The sequence below is a fragment of the Curtobacterium sp. MCLR17_032 genome (genome assembly GCF_003234795.2).
Classification (GTDB): Bacteria; Actinomycetota; Actinomycetes; order Actinomycetales; family Microbacteriaceae; genus Curtobacterium.
Genome location: NZ_CP126268.1, coordinates 866823 through 888693, shown reverse-complemented (window position 1 = coordinate 888693; position 21871 = coordinate 866823). Strand labels below are relative to the sequence as shown.

Annotated in this window: 22 protein-coding genes; 11 read left to right on the top strand and 11 right to left on the bottom strand. The window is 71.7% G+C overall.

Going from position 1 to position 21871, the window contains the following annotated elements; genetic code table 11:
* Window positions 1–22 precede the first annotated feature (22 nt).
* The 3 genes from fbaA (at window position 23) to DEI97_RS04220 (ending at window position 3175) form a co-directional block, all read left to right on the top strand.
* A complete protein-coding gene (gene fbaA, locus DEI97_RS04230; RefSeq protein ID WP_111075712.1) occupies window positions 23–1051 on the top strand; it encodes a class II fructose-bisphosphate aldolase in 1029 nt (342 codons plus the stop codon).
* 162 nt (window positions 1052–1213) lie between these two features.
* The gene (locus DEI97_RS04225; RefSeq protein ID WP_111075713.1) at window positions 1214–2485 is read left to right on the top strand and encodes a M18 family aminopeptidase; all 1272 of its coding nucleotides are present in this window, start codon (window positions 1214–1216) and stop codon (window positions 2483–2485) included.
* Window positions 2486–2512: 27 nt separating this feature from the next.
* Window positions 2513–3175: a GNAT family N-acetyltransferase gene (locus tag DEI97_RS04220; protein WP_111075714.1), complete on the top strand. Its 663-nt coding sequence runs from the start codon at window positions 2513–2515 to the stop codon at window positions 3173–3175.
* Here DEI97_RS04220 and DEI97_RS04215 read toward each other — a convergent pair.
* Together DEI97_RS04215 and DEI97_RS04210 are read right to left on the bottom strand one after the other, a co-directional pair.
* Window positions 3157–3957 (bottom strand): DUF6264 family protein, encoded by an 801-nt coding sequence (locus DEI97_RS04215; protein ID WP_111075715.1) that lies wholly within the window; start codon window positions 3955–3957, stop codon window positions 3157–3159. The genes DEI97_RS04220 and DEI97_RS04215 overlap by 19 nt on opposite strands.
* Entirely contained in the window at window positions 3954–5018 is a 1065-nt protein-coding gene (locus DEI97_RS04210) for a 4-hydroxy-3-methylbut-2-enyl diphosphate reductase (RefSeq protein WP_111075716.1), read from the bottom strand. The genes DEI97_RS04215 and DEI97_RS04210 overlap by 4 nt, the downstream gene beginning before the upstream one ends.
* Before the next feature lie 124 nt (window positions 5019–5142).
* Between DEI97_RS04210 and xseA the strand changes: the two genes are divergently transcribed.
* The 5 genes from xseA to DEI97_RS04185 all read left to right on the top strand — a co-directional run bounded on the left by xseA (window position 5143) and on the right by DEI97_RS04185 (window position 9607).
* Complete coding sequence (gene xseA, locus DEI97_RS04205) at window positions 5143–6384, top strand: exodeoxyribonuclease VII large subunit (RefSeq protein ID WP_111075717.1); 1242 nt, start codon at window positions 5143–5145, stop codon at window positions 6382–6384.
* A gap of 127 nt (window positions 6385–6511) precedes the next feature.
* Window positions 6512–6775 carry an exodeoxyribonuclease VII small subunit gene (locus tag DEI97_RS04200; protein ID WP_111075718.1) on the top strand — a complete coding sequence of 88 codons (264 nt, stop codon included), beginning with the start codon at window positions 6512–6514 and terminating at the stop codon, window positions 6773–6775.
* Window positions 6772–7410 (top strand): DUF4245 domain-containing protein, encoded by a 639-nt coding sequence (locus tag DEI97_RS04195; protein ID WP_111075719.1) that lies wholly within the window; start codon window positions 6772–6774, stop codon window positions 7408–7410. The genes DEI97_RS04200 and DEI97_RS04195 overlap by 4 nt, the downstream gene beginning before the upstream one ends.
* 66 nt (window positions 7411–7476) lie before the next feature.
* Entirely contained in the window at window positions 7477–8091 is a 615-nt protein-coding gene (locus DEI97_RS04190) for a carbonic anhydrase (protein ID WP_111075720.1), read from the top strand.
* A gap of 103 nt (window positions 8092–8194) precedes the next feature.
* Window positions 8195–9607 carry a class II fumarate hydratase gene (locus tag DEI97_RS04185; RefSeq protein WP_111075735.1) on the top strand — a complete coding sequence of 471 codons (1413 nt, stop codon included), beginning with the start codon at window positions 8195–8197 and terminating at the stop codon, window positions 9605–9607.
* Window positions 9608–10104: 497 nt separating this feature from the next.
* Here DEI97_RS04185 and phoH2 read toward each other — a convergent pair whose 3' ends face one another.
* The 3 genes from phoH2 to DEI97_RS04170 all read right to left on the bottom strand — a co-directional run bounded on the left by phoH2 (window position 10105) and on the right by DEI97_RS04170 (window position 14166).
* Window positions 10105–11493 (bottom strand): RNA 5'-3' helicase PhoH2, encoded by a 1389-nt coding sequence (gene phoH2, locus DEI97_RS04180; protein ID WP_502866660.1) that lies wholly within the window; start codon window positions 11491–11493, stop codon window positions 10105–10107.
* A 542-nt stretch (window positions 11494–12035) separates the two neighbouring features.
* Window positions 12036–13148 (bottom strand): aminotransferase class V-fold PLP-dependent enzyme, encoded by a 1113-nt coding sequence (locus DEI97_RS04175; RefSeq protein ID WP_111076439.1) that lies wholly within the window; start codon window positions 13146–13148, stop codon window positions 12036–12038.
* Window positions 13149–13380: 232 nt separating this feature from the next.
* Window positions 13381–14166 (bottom strand): isoprenyl transferase, encoded by a 786-nt coding sequence (locus tag DEI97_RS04170; RefSeq protein WP_253467611.1) that lies wholly within the window; start codon window positions 14164–14166, stop codon window positions 13381–13383.
* 76 nt (window positions 14167–14242) lie between these two features.
* On the opposite strand from DEI97_RS04170, the gene trhA reads away from it, so the two are divergent.
* Window positions 14243–14965, top strand: coding sequence for a PAQR family membrane homeostasis protein TrhA (trhA, locus tag DEI97_RS04165; protein WP_111076441.1), 723 nt, complete (start codon window positions 14243–14245; stop codon window positions 14963–14965).
* A 110-nt stretch (window positions 14966–15075) separates the two neighbouring features.
* On the opposite strand, the gene DEI97_RS04160 is transcribed toward trhA, so the two are convergent.
* Together DEI97_RS04160 and mca are read right to left on the bottom strand one after the other, a co-directional pair.
* Window positions 15076–15384: a hypothetical protein gene (locus DEI97_RS04160; RefSeq protein ID WP_111076442.1), complete on the bottom strand. Its 309-nt coding sequence runs from the start codon at window positions 15382–15384 to the stop codon at window positions 15076–15078.
* Window positions 15381–16271, bottom strand: a complete 891-nt coding sequence (gene mca / locus DEI97_RS04155) for a mycothiol conjugate amidase Mca (RefSeq protein ID WP_181439380.1) — start codon at window positions 16269–16271, stop codon at window positions 15381–15383. Before mca ends, DEI97_RS04160 begins: the two co-directional genes overlap by 4 nt.
* Window positions 16272–16502: 231 nt before the next feature.
* Here mca and DEI97_RS04150 point away from each other — a divergent pair, with 231 nt between their 5' ends.
* Window positions 16503–16826, top strand: coding sequence for a DUF4307 domain-containing protein (locus DEI97_RS04150; protein ID WP_181439381.1), 324 nt, complete (start codon window positions 16503–16505; stop codon window positions 16824–16826).
* Between the two features lie 102 nt (window positions 16827–16928).
* A complete protein-coding gene (gene greA / locus DEI97_RS04145) occupies window positions 16929–17417 on the top strand; it encodes a transcription elongation factor GreA (protein WP_111076444.1) in 489 nt (162 codons plus the stop codon).
* 568 nt (window positions 17418–17985) lie between these two features.
* On the opposite strand, the gene DEI97_RS04140 is transcribed toward greA, so the two are convergent.
* The 4 genes from DEI97_RS04140 to DEI97_RS04125 form a co-directional block, all read right to left on the bottom strand.
* Entirely contained in the window at window positions 17986–18486 is a 501-nt protein-coding gene (locus DEI97_RS04140) for a DUF6611 family protein (protein WP_111076445.1), read from the bottom strand.
* A complete protein-coding gene (locus DEI97_RS04135; RefSeq protein WP_111076446.1) occupies window positions 18483–19064 on the bottom strand; it encodes a hypothetical protein in 582 nt (193 codons plus the stop codon). The genes DEI97_RS04140 and DEI97_RS04135 overlap by 4 nt, the downstream gene beginning before the upstream one ends.
* Before the next feature lie 196 nt (window positions 19065–19260).
* On the bottom strand, window positions 19261–20505 hold the full coding sequence (gene ilvA, locus DEI97_RS04130; RefSeq protein ID WP_111076447.1) for a threonine ammonia-lyase: 1245 nt from the start codon (window positions 20503–20505) through the stop codon (window positions 19261–19263).
* Window positions 20506–20551: 46 nt separating this feature from the next.
* On the bottom strand, window positions 20552–21805 hold the full coding sequence (locus DEI97_RS04125; RefSeq protein WP_253467593.1) for an AI-2E family transporter: 1254 nt from the start codon (window positions 21803–21805) through the stop codon (window positions 20552–20554).
* Window positions 21806–21871: the final 66 nt, after the last annotated feature.

The window sequence follows — 21871 nt, the reverse complement described above, 5'->3', positions numbered from 1 at the left end:
GAAGAAGTCGAAGGAGATCCCAGTGCCCATCGCAACGCCGGAACAGTACGCCGAGATGATCGACCGCGCGAAGGCCGGGAAGTTCGCCTACCCCGCGGTCAACGTGTCGTCCTCGCAGACCATCAACGCGGTCCTCCAGGGGCTGACCGAGGCGGGCTCCGACGGCATCATCCAGGTCACGACCGGCGGTGCCGACTACTTCGCCGGCCAGACCGTGAAGAACCGCGCCGCCGGTGCCCTCGCGATGGCGGCCTTCGCGCACGAGGTCGCGAAGAACTACCCGATCACCGTCGCGCTGCACACGGACCACTGCCCGAAGGACGCGCTCGACGGCTTCGTCCTGCCGCTCATCGCGGCCAGCGAGGAAGAGGTCCGTCAGGGCCGCAACCCGATCTTCCAGTCGCACATGTGGGACGGCTCGGCCGTGCCGCTCGACGAGAACATCGAGATCGCCAAGACGATGATCGAGAAGACGCGCAACATCAACGCCATCCTCGAGGTCGAGATCGGCGTCGTCGGTGGCGAAGAGGACGGCGTGCAGCACGAGGGCACGAACGACGCCCTCTACACGACCCCGAACGACGTCGAGCGCGTGGTCGAGGCACTCGGCATGGGCGACCACGGCCGCTGGATCGCCGCGCTGACGTTCGGCAACGTGCACGGCGTCTACAAGCCGGGCAACGTCAAGCTGCGTCCCGAGCTCCTCGGCGAGATCCAGGACGCCATCGCGCAGAAGCACGGCACCGGTCAGAACCCGCTCGACCTCGTCTTCCACGGCGGCTCCGGCTCGACCGACGACGAGATCCACGAGGCCGTCCGCAACGGCGTCATCAAGATGAACATCGACACGGACACGCAGTACGCGTTCACCCGCTCGATCGCCGGCTCGATGTTCTCGAACTACGAGGGCGTCCTGAAGCTCGACGGCGAGGTCGGCAACAAGAAGCAGTACGACCCGCGTGCCTGGGGCAAGGTCGCCGAGTCCGCGATGGCCGCTCGTGTCGTCGAGGCCACGAAGGTCCTCGGGTCCGCGGGACAGTCCCAGAGCTGAGACCAGCGCAGCACTGAGACCAGCGCAGCGCTGAGTTCAATGCAGCACTGAGACCGGACGGGAGGCCCGGGGTCGCGTCCGTCGGACGCGCCCCGGGCCTCCCGTCCGCCTGGGCGCACGCCCACGGCACGTCCGACCGCGACGACGTGCCACGATGGTCGGATGACCGTCGACGCCATCGCCAGCGAGTTCGCCCACTTCGTCACGGAGTCACCCACCGCGTTCCACGCGGCCTCGGTCGCCCGTGACCGCCTGGTGGCCGCCGGGTTCACCGACCTGGACGAGACCCAGGCCTGGCCGACCGAGCCGGGCGCGTACGTGGTCGTCCGTGACGGCGCGGTGATCGCTTGGCGTCTGCCCGAGGGCGCGTCGGCGACGACGCCGTTCCGCATCCTCGGTGCCCACACCGACTCCCCCGGGTTCCGCATCAAGCCGAACCCGACCGTCCGCGTCGGCGGCTGGGAGCAGCTCAACGTCGAGGTCTACGGCGGACCGGTCCTGTCGACGTGGTTCGACCGTGACCTGCGCATCGCCGGCCGGGTCGTCCACCGCGACGGCACGACCTCGCTGTTCGACACCGTCGACGCGGTCGCCCGGATCCCGAACCTCGCGATCCACCTCGACCGGGGCGTCAACGACGGCCCGGCCCTCGACAAGCAGCGGCACACCCTGCCGATCGTCGGGACCGACGGCAGCGCCGGTGTCGGCACGGGTGGCAGCGACGCGATGGAGTGGCTGCGCTCCCGCCTCGGTGAGACGGCCGTCTCGTGGGACCTGTTCTTCGCCGACACCCAGGCACCGTCGCGGATCGGCATCGACCGGGCGTTCCTGGCCTCCGGCCGGATGGACAACCTGACGAGCGTGCACGCCGGACTGCGCGGCCTGATCGAGGCCCCGGGCGACGGCGACCACATCCCGGTGTTCGCGGCGTTCGACCACGAGGAGATCGGTTCGTCCTCGCCGTCGGGGGCGGGTGGGCCGTTCCTCGAGGACGTCCTGGCCCGCGTGCAGGAGGGCCTCGGTGCCAGCCGCTCCGAGTCCGCCCGCGCCTTCCGTGCCTCGTGGCTGCTCTCCAGTGACGCCGGACACCTGGTGCACCCGAACTACACCGAGAAGCACGACCCGACGAACCGACCCCGACCGGGCGGTGGCCCGCTGCTGAAGATCAGCGCGAACCAGCGGTACATGACCGAGGCGAAGGGCACCGCGGTGTTCGCTGCCGCCTGTGAGACGGCCGGTGTCGACCACCAGCCGTTCGTGAACGTGAACACGATCCCGGGCGGCTCGACCATCGGGCCGATCGCGGCGACCCGGCTGGGCATCCCGACGATCGACATCGGCGTCGGCCTGCTGTCGATGCACTCGGTGCGCGAGCTCGTGCACGTCGACGACCTGGCCGACCTGCACGCGGCGGTCGCGGCCTTCCTGGCCTGACCCCGGAGGACGTGCCAGGGTCGGAGCATGACCTGGACCACCAGCGCTGACGCCCGACGGTACGGATCGACGCTCCTGCAGGGCGACCGGGTCCGGTTCCGTGCGCTCGAGGACCGCGACCTGCCCGATCTCGTCCGGTGGTGGCGGGACCCGGAGTGGTCGGTGCTGCAGCAGATGATCGTGCGTCCGCGGCCCGACGTGCCCGTGACGGAGATGTTCCGGTCGTGGAGCAACAGCGAGCGCAGCGGCGACGTCGGGTTCAGCGTCGTGGACCGGGAGTCGGGCGTGCTGGTCGGACACGTCACCCTGTTCGGCGGGGCGCTGCCGGTCCGGGCCGCGACCCTCGCCGTGATGATCGGTTCGGAGCACGTCGGCCAGGGCTTCGGCACCGACGCCGTCCGGGTGCTCACCGACTACGGCTTCCGAGAGATGGGCCTGAACCGCATCGAGATCCGGGTCCACGCGTTCAACGACCGAGCGCAGGCGGTCTACCGGAGGATCGGGTACCGCCAGGAGGGCGTGCGCCGGGACGCGACGTTCCACGACGGACGCTTCCATGACGAGGTCGTCATGTCCGTGCTCGCCCGCGAGTGGACCGGGCGGCCGCACGAACCCGAGGCCGCACCAGGGCCGACGACGGCACCGGCACCGAAACCGGCACCGGCGGGAAGTCAGCCGCCGGAGGCCTGACGCATCATCGCGGCGACGAAGCCGTCGTCCTGGAACACCACGATGACGAACACGACCGAGCTGAAGAGCGTCGCGACGGCCCCGCCGAGGAGCGGCACCCAGAACGTCCGCTTGCCGGCCCGGAGCCGGACGACGGACCGCCAGAGCACGAGGGCGAACACGACGAGCATGCCGACGGCGCTGATCATCGCGGCACCGTTCAGCGATCCGGGGTCCTGCAGTTCGGTGTAGTTCGTCTCGAGGGTCTGCCGGACGGTGGAGGCGACCGCGCCGATGGACAGCGACTGCACGACACTGACCAGGCCCATCGCCAGGAGCACGAGGGTCAGGAGCAGGTCGACCGGCGAGGCACCGAGTCGGCGGATCGGCGCGCCGTCGTGCGGGGTCGGCGCCCCACGACGGTCCCCCTGCGGCGTTCGTTCCGCCGTGCGGTTCGTGCGAGCCGTCGTCCGGTTCGTGCGCTCCGCCGTGCCGTTCGAGCGGGCGGCGGAGGCGACCGCCGAGGCAGCGGCGTGCTCGCGGTCCCGCTGCTCCTGCCGTTCCTGCTCGGCGAGGACGGGGTTGACCCACCCCTCGGGCGCGTACTCCCCGTACTGCGGAGCCGGACGACCGACAGGACCGGCACTGCCCGCACCAGCACTGCCCGCACCTGAACCGGCGCCACCATCTGCCGAGTCCACGGACCCGTCGGGGGTGATCCGGGCCTCCAGGCCGTCGACCGACGTCGTCGCCCGCGGCGGCACCCCGGTCCAGCCGTCCGTCTGCGGATCGGGGGCGGTCATCGGCTGCGCCCGCCGAGCGGACGCGTCGACTTGCCGTCGGCGTCGGTGCGGAGCTCGCGGGGCAGCGAGAACATGAGGTCTTCGTGGGCGGTCACGACCTCTTCGACGGAGCCGTACCCGGCGTCGGCGAGCTGTTCGAGGACCTCGGCGACCAGGACCTCCGGCACGGAGGCGCCGCTCGTCACGCCGACGGTCCGCACGCCGTCCAGCCACTCCTGGCGGATCTCCTCGGCGTAGTCGACCCGGTGTGCGTCCTTCGCGCCGTACTCCAGAGCGACGTCGACCAGCCGGACACTGTTCGACGAGTTCGCCGAGCCGACGACGATGACCAGGTCCGCAGCCGGCGCGACCTTCTTGACGGCGACCTGCCGGTTCTGGGTGGCGTAGCAGATGTCGTCGGAGGGCGGGTTCTCGATCGAGGGGTACTTCTCGCGCAGGAGCCGCACCGTCTCCATCGTCTCGTCGACGCTGAGGGTGGTCTGCGACAGCCAGACGAGGTTGTCCGGGTCGGGGACGTCGAGCGCGGCGACGTCGGCCGGCCCGTTGACCAGGATCGTGCGGTCGGGCGCGTGGCCCATCGTGCCCTCGACCTCTTCGTGACCGGCGTGGCCGATCAGGATGATCGTGCGCTCGGCCTTGGCGAACCGGGTGGCTTCGCGGTGCACCTTGGTGACGAGCGGGCAGGTCGCGTCGATGGCGTGCAGGTCGCGGTCCGCGGCGCCGGCCACGACCGCCGGCGAGACCCCGTGCGCGCTGAAGACGACGTGGGAGCCGCGAGGTACTTCCGCGACGTCGTCGACGAAGACGGCGCCGCGCTGCTCGAGGGTGGAGACCACGTGGACGTTGTGGACGATCTGCTTGCGGACGTAGACCGGCTCGCCGTACTGCTCGAGTGCCTTCTCGACCGCGACCACGGCCCGGTCGACGCCCGCGCAGTACCCACGGGGTGCTGCGAGCAGGACGCGCTTGGGCCCGCTGACCGGGACGTCGCGCAGCCGACCGCGCGCTGCGGGGACCCGCGGCGGGGCAAGCGGGACCGAGTGGCCGTTGGTGATCGTCACGTCCCCGATGATAGGTGAGCGGGACCCGCGCAGCCTGGGCACCGACGAGCCTGTGGAGGAGCGTCGCCATCCGGGATGTCACCGGTGTCCGGCAGCATGGTCCGCACGACGAGAGAGGGGCACGATGGCGATCGAACAGGGGCCGCCAACGGCAGAGGACCCGTGGCCCGTCGCGCTGCTCGGCGCGAAGCTCCGCGACTGGATCGACCGGCTCGGGGTCGCCTGGGTCGAGGGCGAGATCACGCAGTGGAACGTCGCCGGCGGCAACGTCTACGGCAAGCTCAAGGACATCGAGGTCGACGCCACCGTCTCCTTCTCCATCTGGTCGAGCGTGCGCTCCCGGGTGCCGGCGGACCTCAAGCAGGGTGCCCGGGTCGTCGCGGCGGTCAAGCCGAACTACTGGGTCAAGGGCGGCTCGTTGACCATGCAGGTCGTCGAGATGAAGCACGTCGGGCTCGGGGACCTGCTCGAACGCCTCGAGCGACTGCGTCGGAGCCTGGCGGAAGAGGGACTCTTCGACCCCGCCCGCAAGAAGCGTCTGCCGTTCCTGCCGCATCGCATCGGCCTGATCACGGGCAAGGACTCCGACGCCGAGAAGGACGTCAAGCGGAACGCGCAGCTCCGGTGGCCCCAGGTCGAGTTCCGCACCGTCCACACCGCGGTGCAGGGCGACCGCGCGGTGGCCGAGGTCACGGCGGCGATCCAGGAGCTCGACGCCGACCCCGAGGTCGACGTCATCATCGTCGCGCGCGGCGGCGGCGACTTCCAGAACCTGCTCGGCTTCAGCGACGAGGGACTGGTCCGGGCAGCGTCCGCCGCCACGACGCCGATCGTCTCGGCCATCGGGCACGAGGCCGACCGGCCGATCCTCGACGAGGTCGCCGACCTCCGCGCCTCCACCCCGACGGACGCCGCGAAGCGCGTCGTGCCGGACGTGGCCGAGGAACTGGCGAACGTCCGGCAGGCCCGGGCACGGCTCGGACTGCGGCTCTCGCACACGCTCTCGGTCGAGGCCGACCGGATCGCGGCGCTGCGCTCACGTCCGGCGCTGGCGTCCACCGCCTGGCTCGTCGACACCCGTGCGGAGGAGGTCGCCCGTGACCTCTCGCGCGCTCGGGAGCTCCTCGACCGGCAGATCGAACGCTCCCACTCCGAGGTCGGTCACCTGACCGGTCGGCTGCGCGCGCTGTCGCCGCGGGACACCCTCCGCCGCGGGTACGCGATCGTGCAGACGAGCAGTGGCGCGGTGGTCCGCGGGGCGGACGAGCTGGACGACGCGACGCCGGTGCACGTCACGCTCGGCACGGGGACCGCGGTCGGCACGCTCGAGGCGGACGGGCCCGGCCCGGACGGGTCGGGTTCCTAGCCGGGAGGCCCGTCCCCGCCCCGGCAGGTCGCCTCGCCTCGTCCTCCACCAGCGCTGCGCCTTCCGGTGTTCTCCACAGGCGTCCGGCACAGCGGTCGCGTCGGTGGCGGCTCGGTAGGATCGGATCGTGTCTTCCGAGCAGCAGTCCGAGCAGCCCGACGTCCGCTCGCTGAGCTACGAAGCGGCGCGTGACGAACTCGTCCGTGTCGTCTCCGAGCTCGAGCAGGGGTCGGCGACCCTCGAGCGTTCCCTGGGCCTCTGGGAGCGCGGTGAAGCCCTGGCCGCCCGGTGTGAAGAGTGGCTCGTCGGCGCCCGCGCCCGTCTCGATGCCGCACGCGCTGCGACCGAGAACGGCAGCGCGGACCCGACCGCCGCGGGCGACGTCCGATGAGCGACCCGGAGACCGGCCGCCCGATCGTCGCCGAACTCGGTCGCCCCGAGACGGCGGAGGAGACCTGGGCACGCAAGGACACCGCGCGCCGAGCCCGTCGTGAACACCAGACGGCGTTCAACCTCGTGCTCGCACTCATCGCCTCCCTCGGCATCGTGCTCTTCCTGGTCGCCGTCGTGGTCCGACCCGACCAGGCCGTCGACCGCTCCGTCGACTACCGGCAGGTCGCCCAGCAGGCCGACGTCTCCGGGGCCGAACTGCTCGTGCCCGACCTGCCGTCGTCGTACACCTCGAACAACGCCGAGTACCAGTCCGGTTCGGCTCGCGGGGTGGCCGTGTGGACGATCGGTCTCCTGACGCCGGACAAGCAGTACATCGGCATGCACCAGGGCATCGACGCCAACGACACCTGGGTCGCGGACCAGCTCGACCAGAAGCAGGCGACCGGTTCCCGCACGATCGCCGGGACGAAGTGGACCGTGTACGACCGACGTGACGAGGGCAAGGGCGCCGGCAACAACCTCTACGCACTCGTGACGACCTCCGGCAAGGACACCGTGGTGCTCGCCGGCACCGCCGACCAGAAGTCGTTCACCACGGTGGCGACGGCGGTCGGCGAGGAACTCGACCGCTAGCCAGCACCAGCAGCACCTACGACCCGAACACTCCGCGAACCCGATCAGCCCGAGGAACGACACACGATGACCGACCGCGCCGCCTCCACCCCCGCCGACGCCCTGCGACTCCTGGTCGAGGGCAACGCCCGCTTCGCCGCCGACAAGCGCCGCACCGGCCGCATCGACCCCGAGCGCCGCTCCGAGCTGCAGGGGTCCCAGGCGCCGTTCGCGACCGTCCTCGGTTGCTCGGACTCCCGCGTGCCGTTCGAGCACGTCTTCGACGCGGGCATCGGCGACGTCTTCGCGATCCGCAACGCCGGGCAGATCGTCGACGACGTCGTCCTCGGCTCCATCGAGTTCGCCGTCGTCGCGCTCGGTACCCCGCTGGTCGTCGTGCTCCGCCACACCAAGTGCGGCGCCGTCGCTGCCGCACGTTCCGGCGAGCCGGTCCCCGCCCCGCACCTGCAGGCCCTCGTCGACGCGATCGCCCCGAGCGTCGAGCGGGTCCGCGCCACCGACCCGGACGTCGCACAGGAGTCCGTGGGTGCCGCGCACCTCGAGTCGAGCCTGAAGTCGATCCTCGACCGGTCGGGGGCCGTCTCCGACGCGATCGCGGACGGTAGGTTGGCCGTGGTCGGCGCGACCTACGACCTCACCACGGGCGAGGTCTCGATCGACACCGTCGTCGGACAGGCCTGACCCGATGACGTGACCGCTCCGGCAGCGACGAGTCGCCGGAGCGCCACCGACACCGCCGCGACCGCGACCCGGTGTGAGCACCACGAGGAAGGACCACGACGACGTGACCGACACCACCACCCCCGCTGACGGCGAGTTCCGCATCGAGCACGACACGATGGGCGAGGTGCGGGTCCCCGCGTCGGCCCTCTACCGTGCGCAGACGCAGCGGGCCGTGGAGAACTTCCCGATCTCGGGGACCGGCCTCGAGTCGGCGCAGATCGTGGCCCTCGCCCGCATCAAGCGCGCTGCGGCGCTCGTGAACGGCCGGCTCGGCATCCTCGACGACAGCGTCGCGCAGGCCATCGCCACGGCGGCGGACTCCGTGATCGCCGGTGAGCACCACGAGCACTTCCCGGTCGACGTCTACCAGACCGGTAGCGGCACCTCGTCGAACATGAACATGAACGAGGTCCTGGCCACCCTGGCCTCCCGCGTCGCCGGTGCCGAGGTCCACCCGAACGACCACGTCAACGCGTCGCAGTCGTCGAACGACGTGTTCCCCACGTCGGTGCACGTCGCCGTGACCGATGCCCTCATCCGGTCGCTCGTGCCGTCGCTCGAGCACCTCGCCGAGGCCCTCGAGCGCAAGGCCGTCGAGTGGGCCGACGCGGTGAAGTCCGGTCGCACGCACCTGATGGACGCCACCCCGGTGACCCTCGGGCAGGAGTTCGGCGGCTACGCCCGCCAGGTCCGCCTGGGCATCGAGCGGGTGAACGCCACGCTCCCCCGCGTCGCCGAGGTCCCGCTCGGCGGCACGGCCGTCGGCACCGGCATCAACACGCCGAAGGGGTTCCCACAGCAGGTCATCGCCCAGCTCGCCGAGGACACCGGGCTGCCGATCACCGAGGCGCTCGACCACTTCGAGGCCCAGGGGGCTCGTGATGCCCTGGTCGAGGCGTCCGGTGCGCTCAAGGTCATCGCGGTCAGCCTGACGAAGATCAACAACGACCTGCGCTGGATGGGCTCGGGGCCGAACACCGGCCTCGGCGAGCTGCACATCCCGGACCTGCAGCCGGGCTCCTCGATCATGCCCGGCAAGGTCAACCCGGTCATCCCGGAGGCCACCCTCATGGTCGCCGCCCGGGTCATCGGCAACGACGCCACCGTGACGTGGGCCGGCGCCTCCGGGGCCTTCGAACTCAACGTGGCGATCCCGGTCATGGGCACCGCGCTGCTCGAGTCGATCCGGCTCCTCGCCAACAGCACGCGGGTACTCGCCGACAAGACCGTCGACGGGCTGCGGGCGGACCTCGAGCGGGCCCGCGCGTACGCCGAGTCGTCGCCGTCGATCGTGACGCCGCTGAACCGGGTGATCGGCTACGAGTCGGCCGCGAAGGTCGCGAAGTACGCCGTCGCCGAGGGCCTCACCGTCCGCGAGGCCGTCGTCGCCCTCGGCTTCGTCGAGCGGGGCGAGGTCTCCGTGGAGCAGCTCGACGCAGCCCTCGACGTCCTGAGCATGACGCACCCGAACTGATCCGTCCGCCAGACACCGGCGTCCGCCCGAGACGCCGTCCCGCGGGGCGGCCTTTCGCCCAGCCGGCGGCGCCTCGCCGGCCCGGCGGCGCCTCACCCACCCGGCGGCGCCTCGCCCACCCGGCTCGCACTGGGACGGACGGGAGGCACGGTGCGGGCCCGCACCGTGCCTCCCGTCCGTCCCCCGGTCGCCCACCGCCCCCGCGCGAAGCGGGTGCGCACAACGGAAACCGCCTCGAACCACGGGATCCCCTGGTTCGAGGCGGTTTCCGTTGTGCCTGTCCGCCCGCCGCCGGCCCGGCGCCACCGGCCCGCACCGCGCCTCCCGTCCGTCCCCCGGTCGCCACCGCGCCCCGTGCCCCGGTGCGAAGCGGCGGCGCACAACGGAAACCGCTCCGAACCACGGCATCCCGTGGTTCGGAGCGCTTTCCGTTGTGCCTGTCCGGCCGACACCGGCCGGCCGCGCCAACCGCGCCGCCCGGCGCCGCGGCCGCCCCGCTACGCGAGGTCCGGCGAGTCCAGCATCTCGGTCACGAGCGCCGCGATCGCCGAGCGCTCCGACCGCGTCAGCGTCACGTGGGCGAACAGCGGGTGCCCCTTGAGCCGCTCGATCACCGAAGCGACCCCGTCATGCCGACCGACCCGGAGGTTGTCGCGCTGCGCGACGTCGTGGGTGAGCACCACGCGGGAGTTCTGCCCGATGCGCGACAGCATCGTGAGGAGGACGTTCCGTTCGAGGGACTGCGCCTCGTCGACGATCACGAACGCGTCGTGCAGGGAGCGTCCGCGGATGTGGGTGAGGGGCAGGACCTCGAGGATGCCGCGTTCGACGACCTCGTCCAGGACGTTCTCCGAGACCAGCGCGCCGAGCGTGTCGAACACCGCCTGCGCCCACGGGTTCATCTTCTCCGAGGCGTCGCCCGGCAGGAACCCGAGCTCCTGCCCACCGACGGCGTAGAGCGGGCGGAACACCATGATCTTCTTGTGCTGCTGGCGTTCCAGGACGGCCTCGAGTCCGGCGCACAGGGCGAGCGCCGACTTGCCGGTGCCGGCGCTGCCACCGAGCGAGACGATGCCGATCTCCGGGTCGAGCAGCGCGTCGATCGCCAGGCGCTGTTCGGCGGAGCGGCCGCGGAGGCCGAAGACCTCGCGGTCGCCACGCACCAGCGACACCGCGCCGGCGGCGTGCACGCGGCCCAGTGCCGAGCCACGTTCGGAGTGGATGACGACGCCGGTGTTGACCGGGACGCCGTCGAGATCCGGGGTGCGGATCTCCTCCTTCTCGTAGAGGTCGGCGACCTCGTCCCCGGACACCTGCAGGGTCGTGATGCCCGTGTAGCCGCTGTCGACGGCGAGTTCGGCGCGGTACTCCTGCGCGGCGAGGCCGATCGACGCGGCCTTCACGCGGAGCGGCAGGTCCTTCGACACCACGACCACGTCGAGGCCGTCGTTCGCCAGGTTCGACGCCACGGCCAGGATCCGCGAGTCGTTGTCGCCGAGTTGCAGACCCGAGGGCAGCACGGACTGGTTGGAGTGGTTCAGTTCGACGCGCAGGGAACCGCCGTCACCGACCGCGACCGGGAAGTCGAGGCGCTCGTGTTCGATGCGCAGCTCGTCGAGGATCCGGAGTGCCTGCCGGGCGAAGTACCCGATCTCCGGGTCGTTGCGCTTCGACTCGAGTTCGCTGACGACCACGACGGGCAGGACCACGGCGTGCTCGTCGAACCGGAACAGTGCGCGCGGATCGCTGAGCAGCACGGACGTGTCCAGTACGTACGTGCGCTGGGCGACCGGCGTGGACGAGTCCGCGGCCCGGCTGCTCGCAGCGGTGGGCTGCGGCGAGGTGGAAGACGTTCCGCGAGAGACGTTCTGAGAGGTCACGACCACTCCATCCCCAGGCCGCGCTCGGCCTGGTCATGTCCTTCGACGCGGCCACTGGAGCGGTCCCGGAGCACCGACCGTGGCCGCTCCGACCGGGCGCGTTGCCCGATGTCGCCAAGCTACGACCCGCGAGCGAACGGCACCAGCGACACGCCTGTTCCGGCGGTTACGGTCGTGTGTCGTCCCGCTGAACGTCCGGGAGGCGCGGTGCCGCCCCGCCACGCCCGCGCACCCCGCGCCGAGCGGTGACGAATCGTCGCTCCCGCCGCCCCGGAGCGACAGGACGTGACCGCTCGGCGAAACGCAGACGGGGCGTCGCGACCGCTCGGCGGGGCGGATGGGAGGCGCAGCACCAGCCCGCCACGAGCCTCCCGCCTGCCCCGCCACGCCCAAGCGCCCCGCGCCGAGCGGTCACGAAACGTCGCTCCCGCGCCTCCGGAGCGACGTTTCGTGACCGCTCGGCGAGGCGCAGACGGGGCGTCGTGACCGCTCGGCGGGAGCCGGACCGCGCCAGCCGGGAGCAGGAGCAGGAGCAGGACGAGCCGGCGTCAGCCCATCGTGGCGTACGAGATGCACGCGTCGCGGAACATGCCGAGCGTCTCGTCCGTCGTGGAGGCGAACGCCGAGACCCGGACCTCGCCCAGGCGGGCCGTCGCCGTGACACCGTGGTTGTGCATCGCCGCGGTGAGCGCCGTGAGCCGGCCGGCAGCAGGTCGGAGGACGACGATGCCGGCACGCTCCCGGGGGTCGCGGCTGGACGCCACGGGCAGCCCGAACTCGTCCGCGATGTCGATGACCCGGTCGATCCGGTCGGCGATCCGGTCCTGCACGGCGGCGACCCCGACGGCGGTGAGGCGCTCGAGCGAGACAGCCATGCGTGCCTGGGACACGGGGTCGACGCGTGACATGGCGAAGGCGGCGGCGGCCGGGCGGACGCTCGGCACCTCGGTCGGCCAGCCGGTCGTGCCGTGCGGCCCGGACAGTGCCGGCTTGACGCGCTCGAGGGCCCGGTCGCTGAACGCAGTGAAGCCGGTGCCCCATCCGGCGTGCAGCCACTTCTGCCCGCCGGTGGCGACGACGTCGGCCACCTCGTACGGGGCGTCGATGATGCCGAAGCCCTGGATGGCGTCGACGATGAGCAGGCGGTCGCCGATGACGTCGCGGATCGCGGCGAGGTCGGCCAGGTAGCCGGTGCGCCAGTCGACGAGGGACAGTGCGACCGCGGTGACGTCGTCGGACAGCCGCTCGCGGATCAGGTCGGGGGTGAGCCAGCCGGCGCCGGACTCGATGACGACGGGCTGCACGCGACCGCCGGTGGCCGAGGCGGCGCTGGCAAGGGCGAGCGGCAGCGACGGGTACTCGTCCGCGGCGACGAGCACGCCTCCGGTCAGGCCGAACGCGGTGTGCAGCAGGCCTGGGGTGGTGGCGGTCTGGGACACGACCTGGTCCTCGCGGCGACGGACGAGTCGGGCGGCGACGGCACGGACGCGGGCGTCCTGCTCGTCGAGCGTCTCGATCGCCCCGAAGCGCATGTGCTCCTGGATGTGGCCGAGGACGCGCTGCTCCTCGAGGACGGCGGTCTGCACGGGACCGAAGGCAGCGTGGTCGAGGTAACCGGGCTCCTCGGCGAAGCCGGCGACGTACTCGTCGATCGTGGTCACGGGGACACCTTCCAGTGGGCAGAACCCTGTGAGCCTACTGGGACCCGGGGGTCAGGGCGAATGCAGTCCGGGAAGCGCCAGGAGCGGGAACGGGCCCTCGGCAAGCCCTGAGCAGAACTCGCTTCCTGTGGAACGGCACAGGAAACGCAGACGGGACAACACAGGCAGCGCAGCGCGAACTGCACAGCCAGCGCAGCGGGAACGCCACACGCAGCGTGGACGCGCCCCGACCTCAGCCTCCGAAGCGCCGCGACCGCAACCCGAAGTCACGCACCGCGCGGAGGAAGTCGACCTCACGGAGGTCCGGGTAGAACGCCTCGACGAAGTAGAACTCGCTGTGCGCGCTCTGCCACAGCAGGAAGTCCGACAGCCGCTGCTCCCCCGAGGTCCGGATCATCAGGTCCGGGTCCGGCTGCCCCTGCGTGTACAGGTGGTCGCCGATCAGCTCGGGCGTGAGCACCTCGGCCAGGGTGTCGAGCGTTCCGCCGCCCTCACCATGGCTGCGGACGATGCTCCGCATGGCGTCGGCGATCTCGCGGCGCCCGCCGTACCCGACGGCGAGGTTGATGTGCAGCCCGGTGTGGTCGGCGGTGCGGGCCTCGGCGGCCGCGAGCGCAGCCACGAGCTCCGCGGGCAGGCCGTCGTTCGAGCCGACGTGCTGGACGCGCCAGGTGCGGTGGTGTGACAGCCGCTCGGCCAGGTCCGCGATGATCCCGACGAGCTGGTCGAGTTCCTCGCCCCCGCGACCCTTGAGGTTGTCGGCGGAGAGCAGGTAGAGCGTGACGACCTGGATGTCGAGGTCCTCACACCAGGACAGGAACTCGGGGATCTTCGCCGCGCCCGCCCGGTGTCCGTGAGCCGCGGTCTCGAGGCCCAGCTGCCGCGCCCACCGCCGGTTGCCGTCGACGATCATCGCGACGTGGCGGGGCTTCTGCGCGCCGTCGATCTCGCGTCGGATGCGCTTCTGGTAGGCGCGGTAGAGGAGCCCACGCCCCGCCCATCCCAGCCTGCCCGTCACGGCGTCGACTGTAGTGCAAGCACCCCTCGTGTCGACTCTCAGCCACCGCCCCGTCCCCCGGCCGTACGGTCGGAGCATGCAGTCAGACCAGGGCGCACCGGCCCTCCCGCACGTGCCGTTCACGGAGGAGGCCGAGACCACCCCCACCATGGTCGGCGCCGCCGACACCCGCCCGGCATGGCGCGGCTGGATCCACGCCGGCACGTTCCCCCTCGCCGCGGCCATGGGGATCGTGCTCGTCACCCTCGCGGCCACCCCGGCGGCGAAGGGTGCCAGCGCGGTCTTCATGGCGACGTCGCTCATCATGTTCGGCGTCTCGGCGACCTACCACCGCTTCCCCTGGCGCCCGGTCGTGAAGCGCGTGCTCAAGCGCATCGACCACACCAACATCTTCCTGCTCATCGCCGGCACGTACACGCCGGTCGCGGTCTGCGCGCTGCCGCACGAGCTGATGGTGATCGTGCTGTGGGTGATGTGGGGCGGCGCACTGCTCGGTGTCGCGTTCCGCGTCTTCTGGATCGGCGCTCCGCGGTGGCTGTACGTGCCGCTCTACCTGGCGCTCGGCTGTGCGGCGTTCCTGATCCTGCCGCAGCTCTTCGCCGCGAGCGTCCCGATGACGGTGCTCGTGCTCGCCGGCGGGTTGGCGTACATCCTCGGTGCCGCGGTCTACGGCTTCAAGCGGCCGAACCCCTCGCCGACGTTCTTCGGCTTCCACGAGGTCTTCCACGCCCTCACCGTCGTCGCGTTCGCGGCGCAGTGGGCGGGCATCCTCGTGATCGCGCTGCACCCCGTCCGCTAACCCTCGTCACCGCCGGTGGCGGGCCGGACCGGACGACGGACGGGAGGCTCCCCACCAGCTGGTGGGGAGCCTCCCGTCCGTCGTGTGGTCGGGCCGACCTCCCGGTCGCGTCAGCCGCGCTCGGTGTCGTCGCCGACGTCCGCCCGGCCGTCCTCGTCGGCGCGGCGGCGCGGTTCGTCCGTCACCGGGCCGTCGGTGGAGTCGCCGGACACTTCGGCCTCCAGGCGTTCGCGGATCTCGGCGCGGTAGCGGGTCCGGCGGATACGTCGGGTCATGTCGACGACGAGCAGGATCGTCACGATCGCGACCAGGGCGATCGCGACGAAGCCGGCGACCCCCGGCGTGACGTCGACGTCGGGGACGCCGGTCGGGCTCGGGCTGGGGGTGGTGGCGGCCAGTACTGCAGCGATGGTGCTCACGCGTGCGCGTCCTCTTCGGATGGGATGCCTGCGAACAGGTCGGACTCGGGGAGCTCGGTGGGGACCCGGGACTCGACGAGCTGGTAGTCCTCGGTGGGCCAGACCTCGGCGAGCAGGTCGTTCGGCCAGTAGAAGAACGGGCTGTCCGGCGGCACCTGGCTGGCGTGCGCACGGAGGGCGTCGTCACGGGCCTCGAAGTACTCGTGCACGTCGACGTGGGACGTGGCGAGGTCCGGCCGGTCCGCGAACCGGGCCACCCACTCGCCGAGCTGCTCGAGCAGGGGGTTCTCCGGCTCACGCTCGCGCAGGGCGTCGTGGAAGGCGGAGAACCGACGCGGGTTCATCGTGCGCTCGTAGTAGAGCTTCGCGACCGACCAGGCCGGGCCGGCGTCCGGGTACTGCTCGGGGTCGGCGGCGGCGTGCCAGGCGGCGACCGAGACCTCGTGCGTCCGGATGTGGTCGGGGTGCGGGTAGCCGCCGTTCTCGTCGTAGGTGACCAGGACGTGCGGACGGAAGCGCCGGATCACGCGGACCAGCGCCTCGGTGCTGTACTCGAGCGGGACGGTCGAGAAGGTGCCGGGACGGACGGTCTCGCCCTTCTCGGCGTCGGGCAGACCGGAGTCGTGGTAACCGAGCCAGATGTGGTCGATGCCGAGGGCTGCCTGCGCGGCGGCCATCTCGGTGCGTCGGAACCCCGCCATGTCCCGGTGCGCCCGGGCCTTGGCGGTGTCGGAGAGCTGCTCGTTGAGGATGTCCCCCGCTTCACCACCGGTGCACGAGACGACCAGGACCTGGGCGCCGTCGGCCACGTACTTCGCCGCCGTGGCCGCTCCCTTGCTCGACTCGTCGTCGGGGTGGGCGTGCACGGCCAGCAGACGATGGGGCACGGCGATCCTTCACAGCTCACGGACTTGCGGTCGCGGGTGGCGCACGGCGAGCGTGAACTACCCTGGGATCAGGATAATCACCCCGGGAGCCCCGAACTGTCCGATCAGCACCACGCCCCAGCAGGCGGAACCGCACGTGGCACGTCCACCGTCCTCGACGGCCGGACGTCACTCGACGACCGGTACGGACGCAGTGCGGACACCCGGCGCCGCGGCAAGCTGCTGGCCGTCGTGATCGCCGTCGCCATCGCGGTGGTGTTCGCCGTCTGGGTGATCTGGGCGGGCCCCGGTCAGACCACGCACGGGCTCGACACCGACGACGTCGGGTACGAGGTCCTGTCCGACCACAGCGTCGTCGTGCACACCCAGGTCGCCGTCGACCCGGGCACCAGCGTGCAGTGTGCGGTGCAGGCACTCGACAAGTCGTACACGATCGTCGGCTGGCGGGTCGTGACGCTGCCGGCCGAGGAGCAGCGTGACCGCTCGATCTCCACGCAGGTGAACACGACGACCCGGGCCGTCACCGGGTTGATCCACTCGTGCTGGGTTCCCTAGACTGCTCGGAATCACGGATCGAGACCGGCCGCTGGCCGGTCTCGATTCTTTTGCGCCACACGCTGTGACCGGTCCCGACCGCCACGGCCGAAGGGAAACGACATGAGCAACGACACGCAGGGCACCTGGCTGACCCAGGAGGCGTTCGACCGTCTCACCGCCGAGCTCGAGCAGCTCTCCGGCCCGGCCCGCATCGAGATCGCGAGCCGCATCGAAGCTGCACGTGAAGAGGGCGACCTCAAGGAGAACGGTGGCTACCACGCCGCCAAGGACGAGCAGGGCAAGATCGAGGCCCGCATCCGCGCCCTCACCGAGCTCCTCAAGCACGCCACCGTCACGGAGGCGCAGTTCGACGGCACTGTCGAGCCCGGCACCGTCGTCACCGCCACGATCGCCGGGGACTCGTCGACGTTCCTGGTCGGCAACCGCGAGATCGTCGCCGAGGGCTCGGACCTCACCGTGTACAGCCCGGTCAGCCCGGTGGGTGCCGCGATCGTCGGCCTCCGCGCCGGCGACTCGACGACCTACACGGCGCCGAACGGCAAGGAGATCGCCGTCCAGGTGACGAACGTCGAGCGCTACGAGCCGTAGGCACGAGCCGTCCCGCCTCGTCGGCGGACGGCACCGGACACTCCGGCCCGGCGTGCGGCGCCTCGCGCACACGCCGGGCTGTTGCGCGTTCGGGGTCGTGCGCACTGGCCAGCCCGCGCTCGCGCGAGTGGTCACGACACCCCGCTCACCTCCGCCGACTGGTCACGAATCGTCGTTCTCCGCGCCCCAGACCGACGGAACGTGACCAGTCGGCAGCCCGGGCTAAGCGAGTCCCCCGCCGGTCGGCACCCGGGGGCTGGGGACCAGGGACCGGGACGGTCTGGAGGCTCGACCAGCGTCCGCCAGGTCGGCACGCGCCTCCCGTCCAGACCGCGGGGCCAGGCCGGACCGGGCCTGCACCGAGCGGTCACGACGCACCGCGGACAGGCCGCCGACTGGTCACGTTCTGTCGGTCCGGGCTCTGCAGACCGACGGAACGTGACCAGTCGGCACCGCACGCACGGCGGGTCCGAGAGTCGGCAGCGAACGCACGGCGGGTGCGACGGTCGGCAGCGGACGCGCGGCGGGTGTGCCTCAGCCCGGCCTCCACAGCGAGAGGAAGCGGCGGTCAGCGCGCAGGCAGGGCGTTCCAGACGTGACCCCAGGCCGCCTCGAACGCGACCGCGTCCACCCTGCCCGCACGCAGCGCGTCCTCGAACGCCGACAGCGCGTCGAGCGACACCGCGAACAGGTGCACCTGGCCGTGCACCTCGGGTCGGCCGCTGCCGTGGAACGTCGTCACGGTGAGCGACCGGACGAGCGGACGCAGCCGCCGCGTCGCCGACCGCAGCACGAGGAACCCGAGCGCGTACAGGGCGAACCCGACGAGCGCACCGAACACGGGCGCCGAAGTCCAAGCGACCGTGGCCGCTCCCGCCACCACGACGCCCGCCAGCGGCCAGGCGTGCGCGAGGCGCAACAGCAGCCGTTCGTGTCGGTCGGTGCCGGGCGGGTAGACGACGAGCGTCCGGGTCTCCCACATCGTGCGGCCGACCGGTCGGACGTCGAGCCGACCCCAGCGATGTGGGCCGTCGACGATCCGGGTCCGGACGCCCTCGACGGCGGTCATCGCGACGACCCGACGGAGGCCGGAGTTGAGAACGGAGCGGGGACGACGGGCGACGCTGTCGACACCGGCGCGACATGGTGGGTCACCACGACCTCCCGGTGGGTCAGCGCCCGCCCGCACGGGAAGCACACCAGGTCCCCGACCTCGACGTCCGCCGGCACGACGAGCACCGCGGCGTCCGCGCCCTCGCCGTCCGCCAGGGCATCGCGCACGACCGCCGTCGCCCGGGGCGCGGTCGTCCGTCGTCCGATCAACCGTGCCTCGTCGAGCACCGCGCACGCCGGCAGCACCGCGTCGAGTTCCAGCACCAGGCCGCCGTCCGTCCGCCGCACCCCGGTCACGGCGGCGACCGCGACGCTCATCCCGCGCGGGGTCCAGTCCCGCGAGCGGTAGCGGGGCGGTGCCTCCTCCGCCGTGTGCACGCACGGGGTGCCGGCGACGTCGGCCAACCGGGCCATCGACACCGCACTGACGCGCACGTCGTCGGTCGTGGGCTCGGTGTGCGCCGGCCAGGCCGACGGGTCGAGCGGGTCGGGGATCGAGGCACGGAGCGACGGGAGGATGGCGGTCAAGGTCATGCCGACGAGCCTCGCCCCGGCAGCACCCGTGCGGGGCACTCCTCACGGCTCGCTGACGCCTGGCGCGCGGATCCGTGCGCTGCGCTGACGCGTCCGACCGGGAGGCGCGTGGTGCGCCCGACGCGCGCCGAACGTCGGAGCCGTGGCGGGCCTCCAGGACGTTCCGGGTGTCTCGGGACCGCGCGCGGAGGACCCGTCAGTTGATGAGCTGCTCCGGACGGAACCCGGCCTCCTGCAGGCGGGCCATCACCTCGTCGGCGTGGTCGGGGCCGCGCGCCTCGATGGACAGGTCGAGTCCGACCTCGTTGATGACGAGCCCCTGGCCGTGCCGGGTGTGCAGGACCTCCACGACGTTCGCGCCGGCGTCCGAGATGATCTGGGACACGCGGGCGAGCTGCCCGGGACGGTCCGGCAGCATGATCCGGATGCCGATGTAGCGCGACGCGGCGACGAGCCCACGGGTGATGATGCGCTCCATCATGAGCGGGTCGATGTTGCCGCCGCTCAGCAGGACGACGGTCCGGCCGGTGTCGTGCACGGCGCCGGACATGATCGCGGCGACGCCGACCGCGCCCGCTGCCTCGACCACGAGCTTGGCGCGCTCGAGCAGCACGAGCAGGGCCCGGGCGGTGTCGTCGTCCGAGACGGTGACGACCTCGTCGACGAGGTCCCGGATGATCGGGAAGTTCATGTCGCCCGGACGCGCGACCGCGATGCCGTCCGAGATCGTCGGCGAGGTGGTGATCGTCAGCGGCTCCCCCGCGGCGATGGACGACGGGTAGGCGGCGGCGTTCTCGGCCTGTACGCCGATGACCCGGATGGTCCGGCCCTGGCGTTCGGCGAGGCCCTTGACGGCGATCGCGATGCCGGAGATGACCCCGCCACCGCCGATCGGGACGACGACCGTGTCGACGTCGGGCACCTGGTCGAGGATCTCGAACCCGAGCGTGCCCTGGCCGGCGATCACGGCGGGGTGGTCGAACGGCGGGATGAAGACGGCTCCGGTGCGGGCCGCGAACTCCTTCGCGGCGGACAGTGCCTCTTCGACGGAGTGGCCGCGGAGCACCACGTCGGCCCCGTACCGACGGGTGGCCTGCAGCTTCGGCAGGGCGACCCCGACCGGGGTGAAGATCGTGGCGGGGATGCCGAGCTCGCGGGCGGCGAAGGCGACCCCCTGGGCGTGGTTGCCGGCGCTGGCGGCGACGACCCCCGCTTCCCGCTCGGCCGCCGACAGGGTCGACAGGCGGTTGTAGGCGCCGCGGACCTTGTACGCGCCGGTGCGCTGCAGGTTCTCGCACTTCAGGTGCACCGGGGAGCCGAGCAGCCCCTCGAGGAACTTCGACGTCTCCATCGGCGTGACCCGGGCGACGCCGGCGATCGTCTCGCGCGCCGCTTCGATGTCGGCGAGCGTGGGGATCGGCGATGCAGTCGTGTCGGTCACGGTCCCATCATCGTCGGTCGCGGAGCGTCCGGCTGTCACGTGACGCTCAGTTGGTGCTGGCGGTGCCCGGCTCGGCGGCCGGACCGTCGTCGGAGCCCGGCGCCGGGACGTCGTCGCCGACCTGGTGCCGCCGTCGCCGCAGCTGGATGCGCCCGTGTTGGCCGCGCTTCGGGGTGGCCTCGAGGACGTGGTCGGAGTCGAGCCCCCGCCAGCGCCCGCTCGCGATGGTCGTGACCATGGCGTTCAGGGTGGCGATGAGCGGGACGGCGAAGAACGCACCGGAGATGCCGGCGAGACCGGAGGCTGCGGTCACGCCGAGCACTACGGCCAGCGGGTGCACCTTGACCGCGTTGCCCATCACGAGCGGCTGCAGGATGTGGCCCTCGATCTGCTGGACGAGCAGGACGACGCCGAGCACCAGGACGGCGGCGAGCGGCCCGTTGAAGATGAGCGCGACGAAGACGGCCAGGAAGCCCGTGACGATCGCACCGACGACCGGGATGAACGCGCCGAGGAACACGATCGCGGCGATCGGGATCACCAGGGGCATGCCGCCGAAGAACAGCCCGACGATGAAGGCGCCGAGACCGATGCCGACTGCGTCGACGAACGCGACGAAGATCTGCACCCGGATGAAGCTCGTCAGGGTGATCCAGCCGGCGACACCCGCACCGTCGACGGTCGCGCGGGCCTTGCGCGGGAAGAGTCGGACGGTCCAGCGCCAGACGTTCTTGCCGTCGATGAGCAGGAAGATCGTGGTGAAGAGGATGATGAACAGCGCCTCGAAGACGTGCGTGGCGCTCGACCCGGCGCTCGCGACGCCGGACAGGATCGTGCCCGAGTGGTCCTGCACCCACTTCGTGGCTTCATCGAGCCACTGGTTGACGTCTTTCTGTGAGATCCCGAATCCGGAGTTGAGCACGAACTGCCGCACGTTGCCGTACTGGGACACCGTGCGGTCGCGGAGGGACGGGTACGAGGCGATGATCTGGTCGATCACGAGCCACACCAGGGCGGCCACCGCGGCGAGCCCGCCCAGCAGGCTGATGATCACCGCGAGCCACTTCGGGACGTGCCAGCGCTGCAGCCGGTTCGAGATCGGCACGAGCAGGGCGGAGATCACGACGCCGATGAGGAAGGGGACGAGGATCTCGCTGAAGATCGTCATCAGCCAGATGAAGAGGGCGATGACGCCCGCGACGACGAGCACGCGCCACGAGAACGCCCCCGCGATGCGCATGCCGAGCGGTACCGAGTCCTCGACCACGGGGTCGGGATGAGTCTTCTTTCCCCATGCCATTCCGCCACTGTATCCACGCGGAACCGGGGAGGTGCCGGTCGCGGCATGTGTGACGTCCGACGCCGG

Excerpts from the sequence above, each read along its gene's own strand:
- DEI97_RS04225 (WP_111075713.1), top strand. The coding sequence starts at position 1,214 with ATGACCGTCGACGCCATCGCCAGCGAGTTCGCCCACTTCGTCACGGAG.
- DEI97_RS04220 (WP_111075714.1), top strand. The coding sequence starts at position 2,513 with ATGACCTGGACCACCAGCGCTGACGCCCGACGGTACGGATCGACGCTC.
- DEI97_RS04215 (WP_111075715.1), bottom strand. The coding sequence starts at position 3,957 with ATGACCGCCCCCGATCCGCAGACGGACGGCTGGACCGGGGTGCCGCCG.
- xseA (WP_111075717.1), top strand. The coding sequence starts at position 5,143 with ATGGCGATCGAACAGGGGCCGCCAACGGCAGAGGACCCGTGGCCCGTC.
- DEI97_RS04195 (WP_111075719.1), top strand. The coding sequence starts at position 6,772 with ATGAGCGACCCGGAGACCGGCCGCCCGATCGTCGCCGAACTCGGTCGC.
- DEI97_RS04190 (WP_111075720.1), top strand. The coding sequence starts at position 7,477 with ATGACCGACCGCGCCGCCTCCACCCCCGCCGACGCCCTGCGACTCCTG.
- trhA (WP_111076441.1), top strand. The coding sequence starts at position 14,243 with ATGCAGTCAGACCAGGGCGCACCGGCCCTCCCGCACGTGCCGTTCACG.
- greA (WP_111076444.1), top strand. The coding sequence starts at position 16,929 with ATGAGCAACGACACGCAGGGCACCTGGCTGACCCAGGAGGCGTTCGAC.
- DEI97_RS04140 (WP_111076445.1), bottom strand. The coding sequence starts at position 18,486 with ATGACCGCCGTCGAGGGCGTCCGGACCCGGATCGTCGACGGCCCACAT.
- DEI97_RS04135 (WP_111076446.1), bottom strand. The coding sequence starts at position 19,064 with ATGACCTTGACCGCCATCCTCCCGTCGCTCCGTGCCTCGATCCCCGAC.
- DEI97_RS04125 (WP_253467593.1), bottom strand. The coding sequence starts at position 21,805 with ATGGCATGGGGAAAGAAGACTCATCCCGACCCCGTGGTCGAGGACTCG.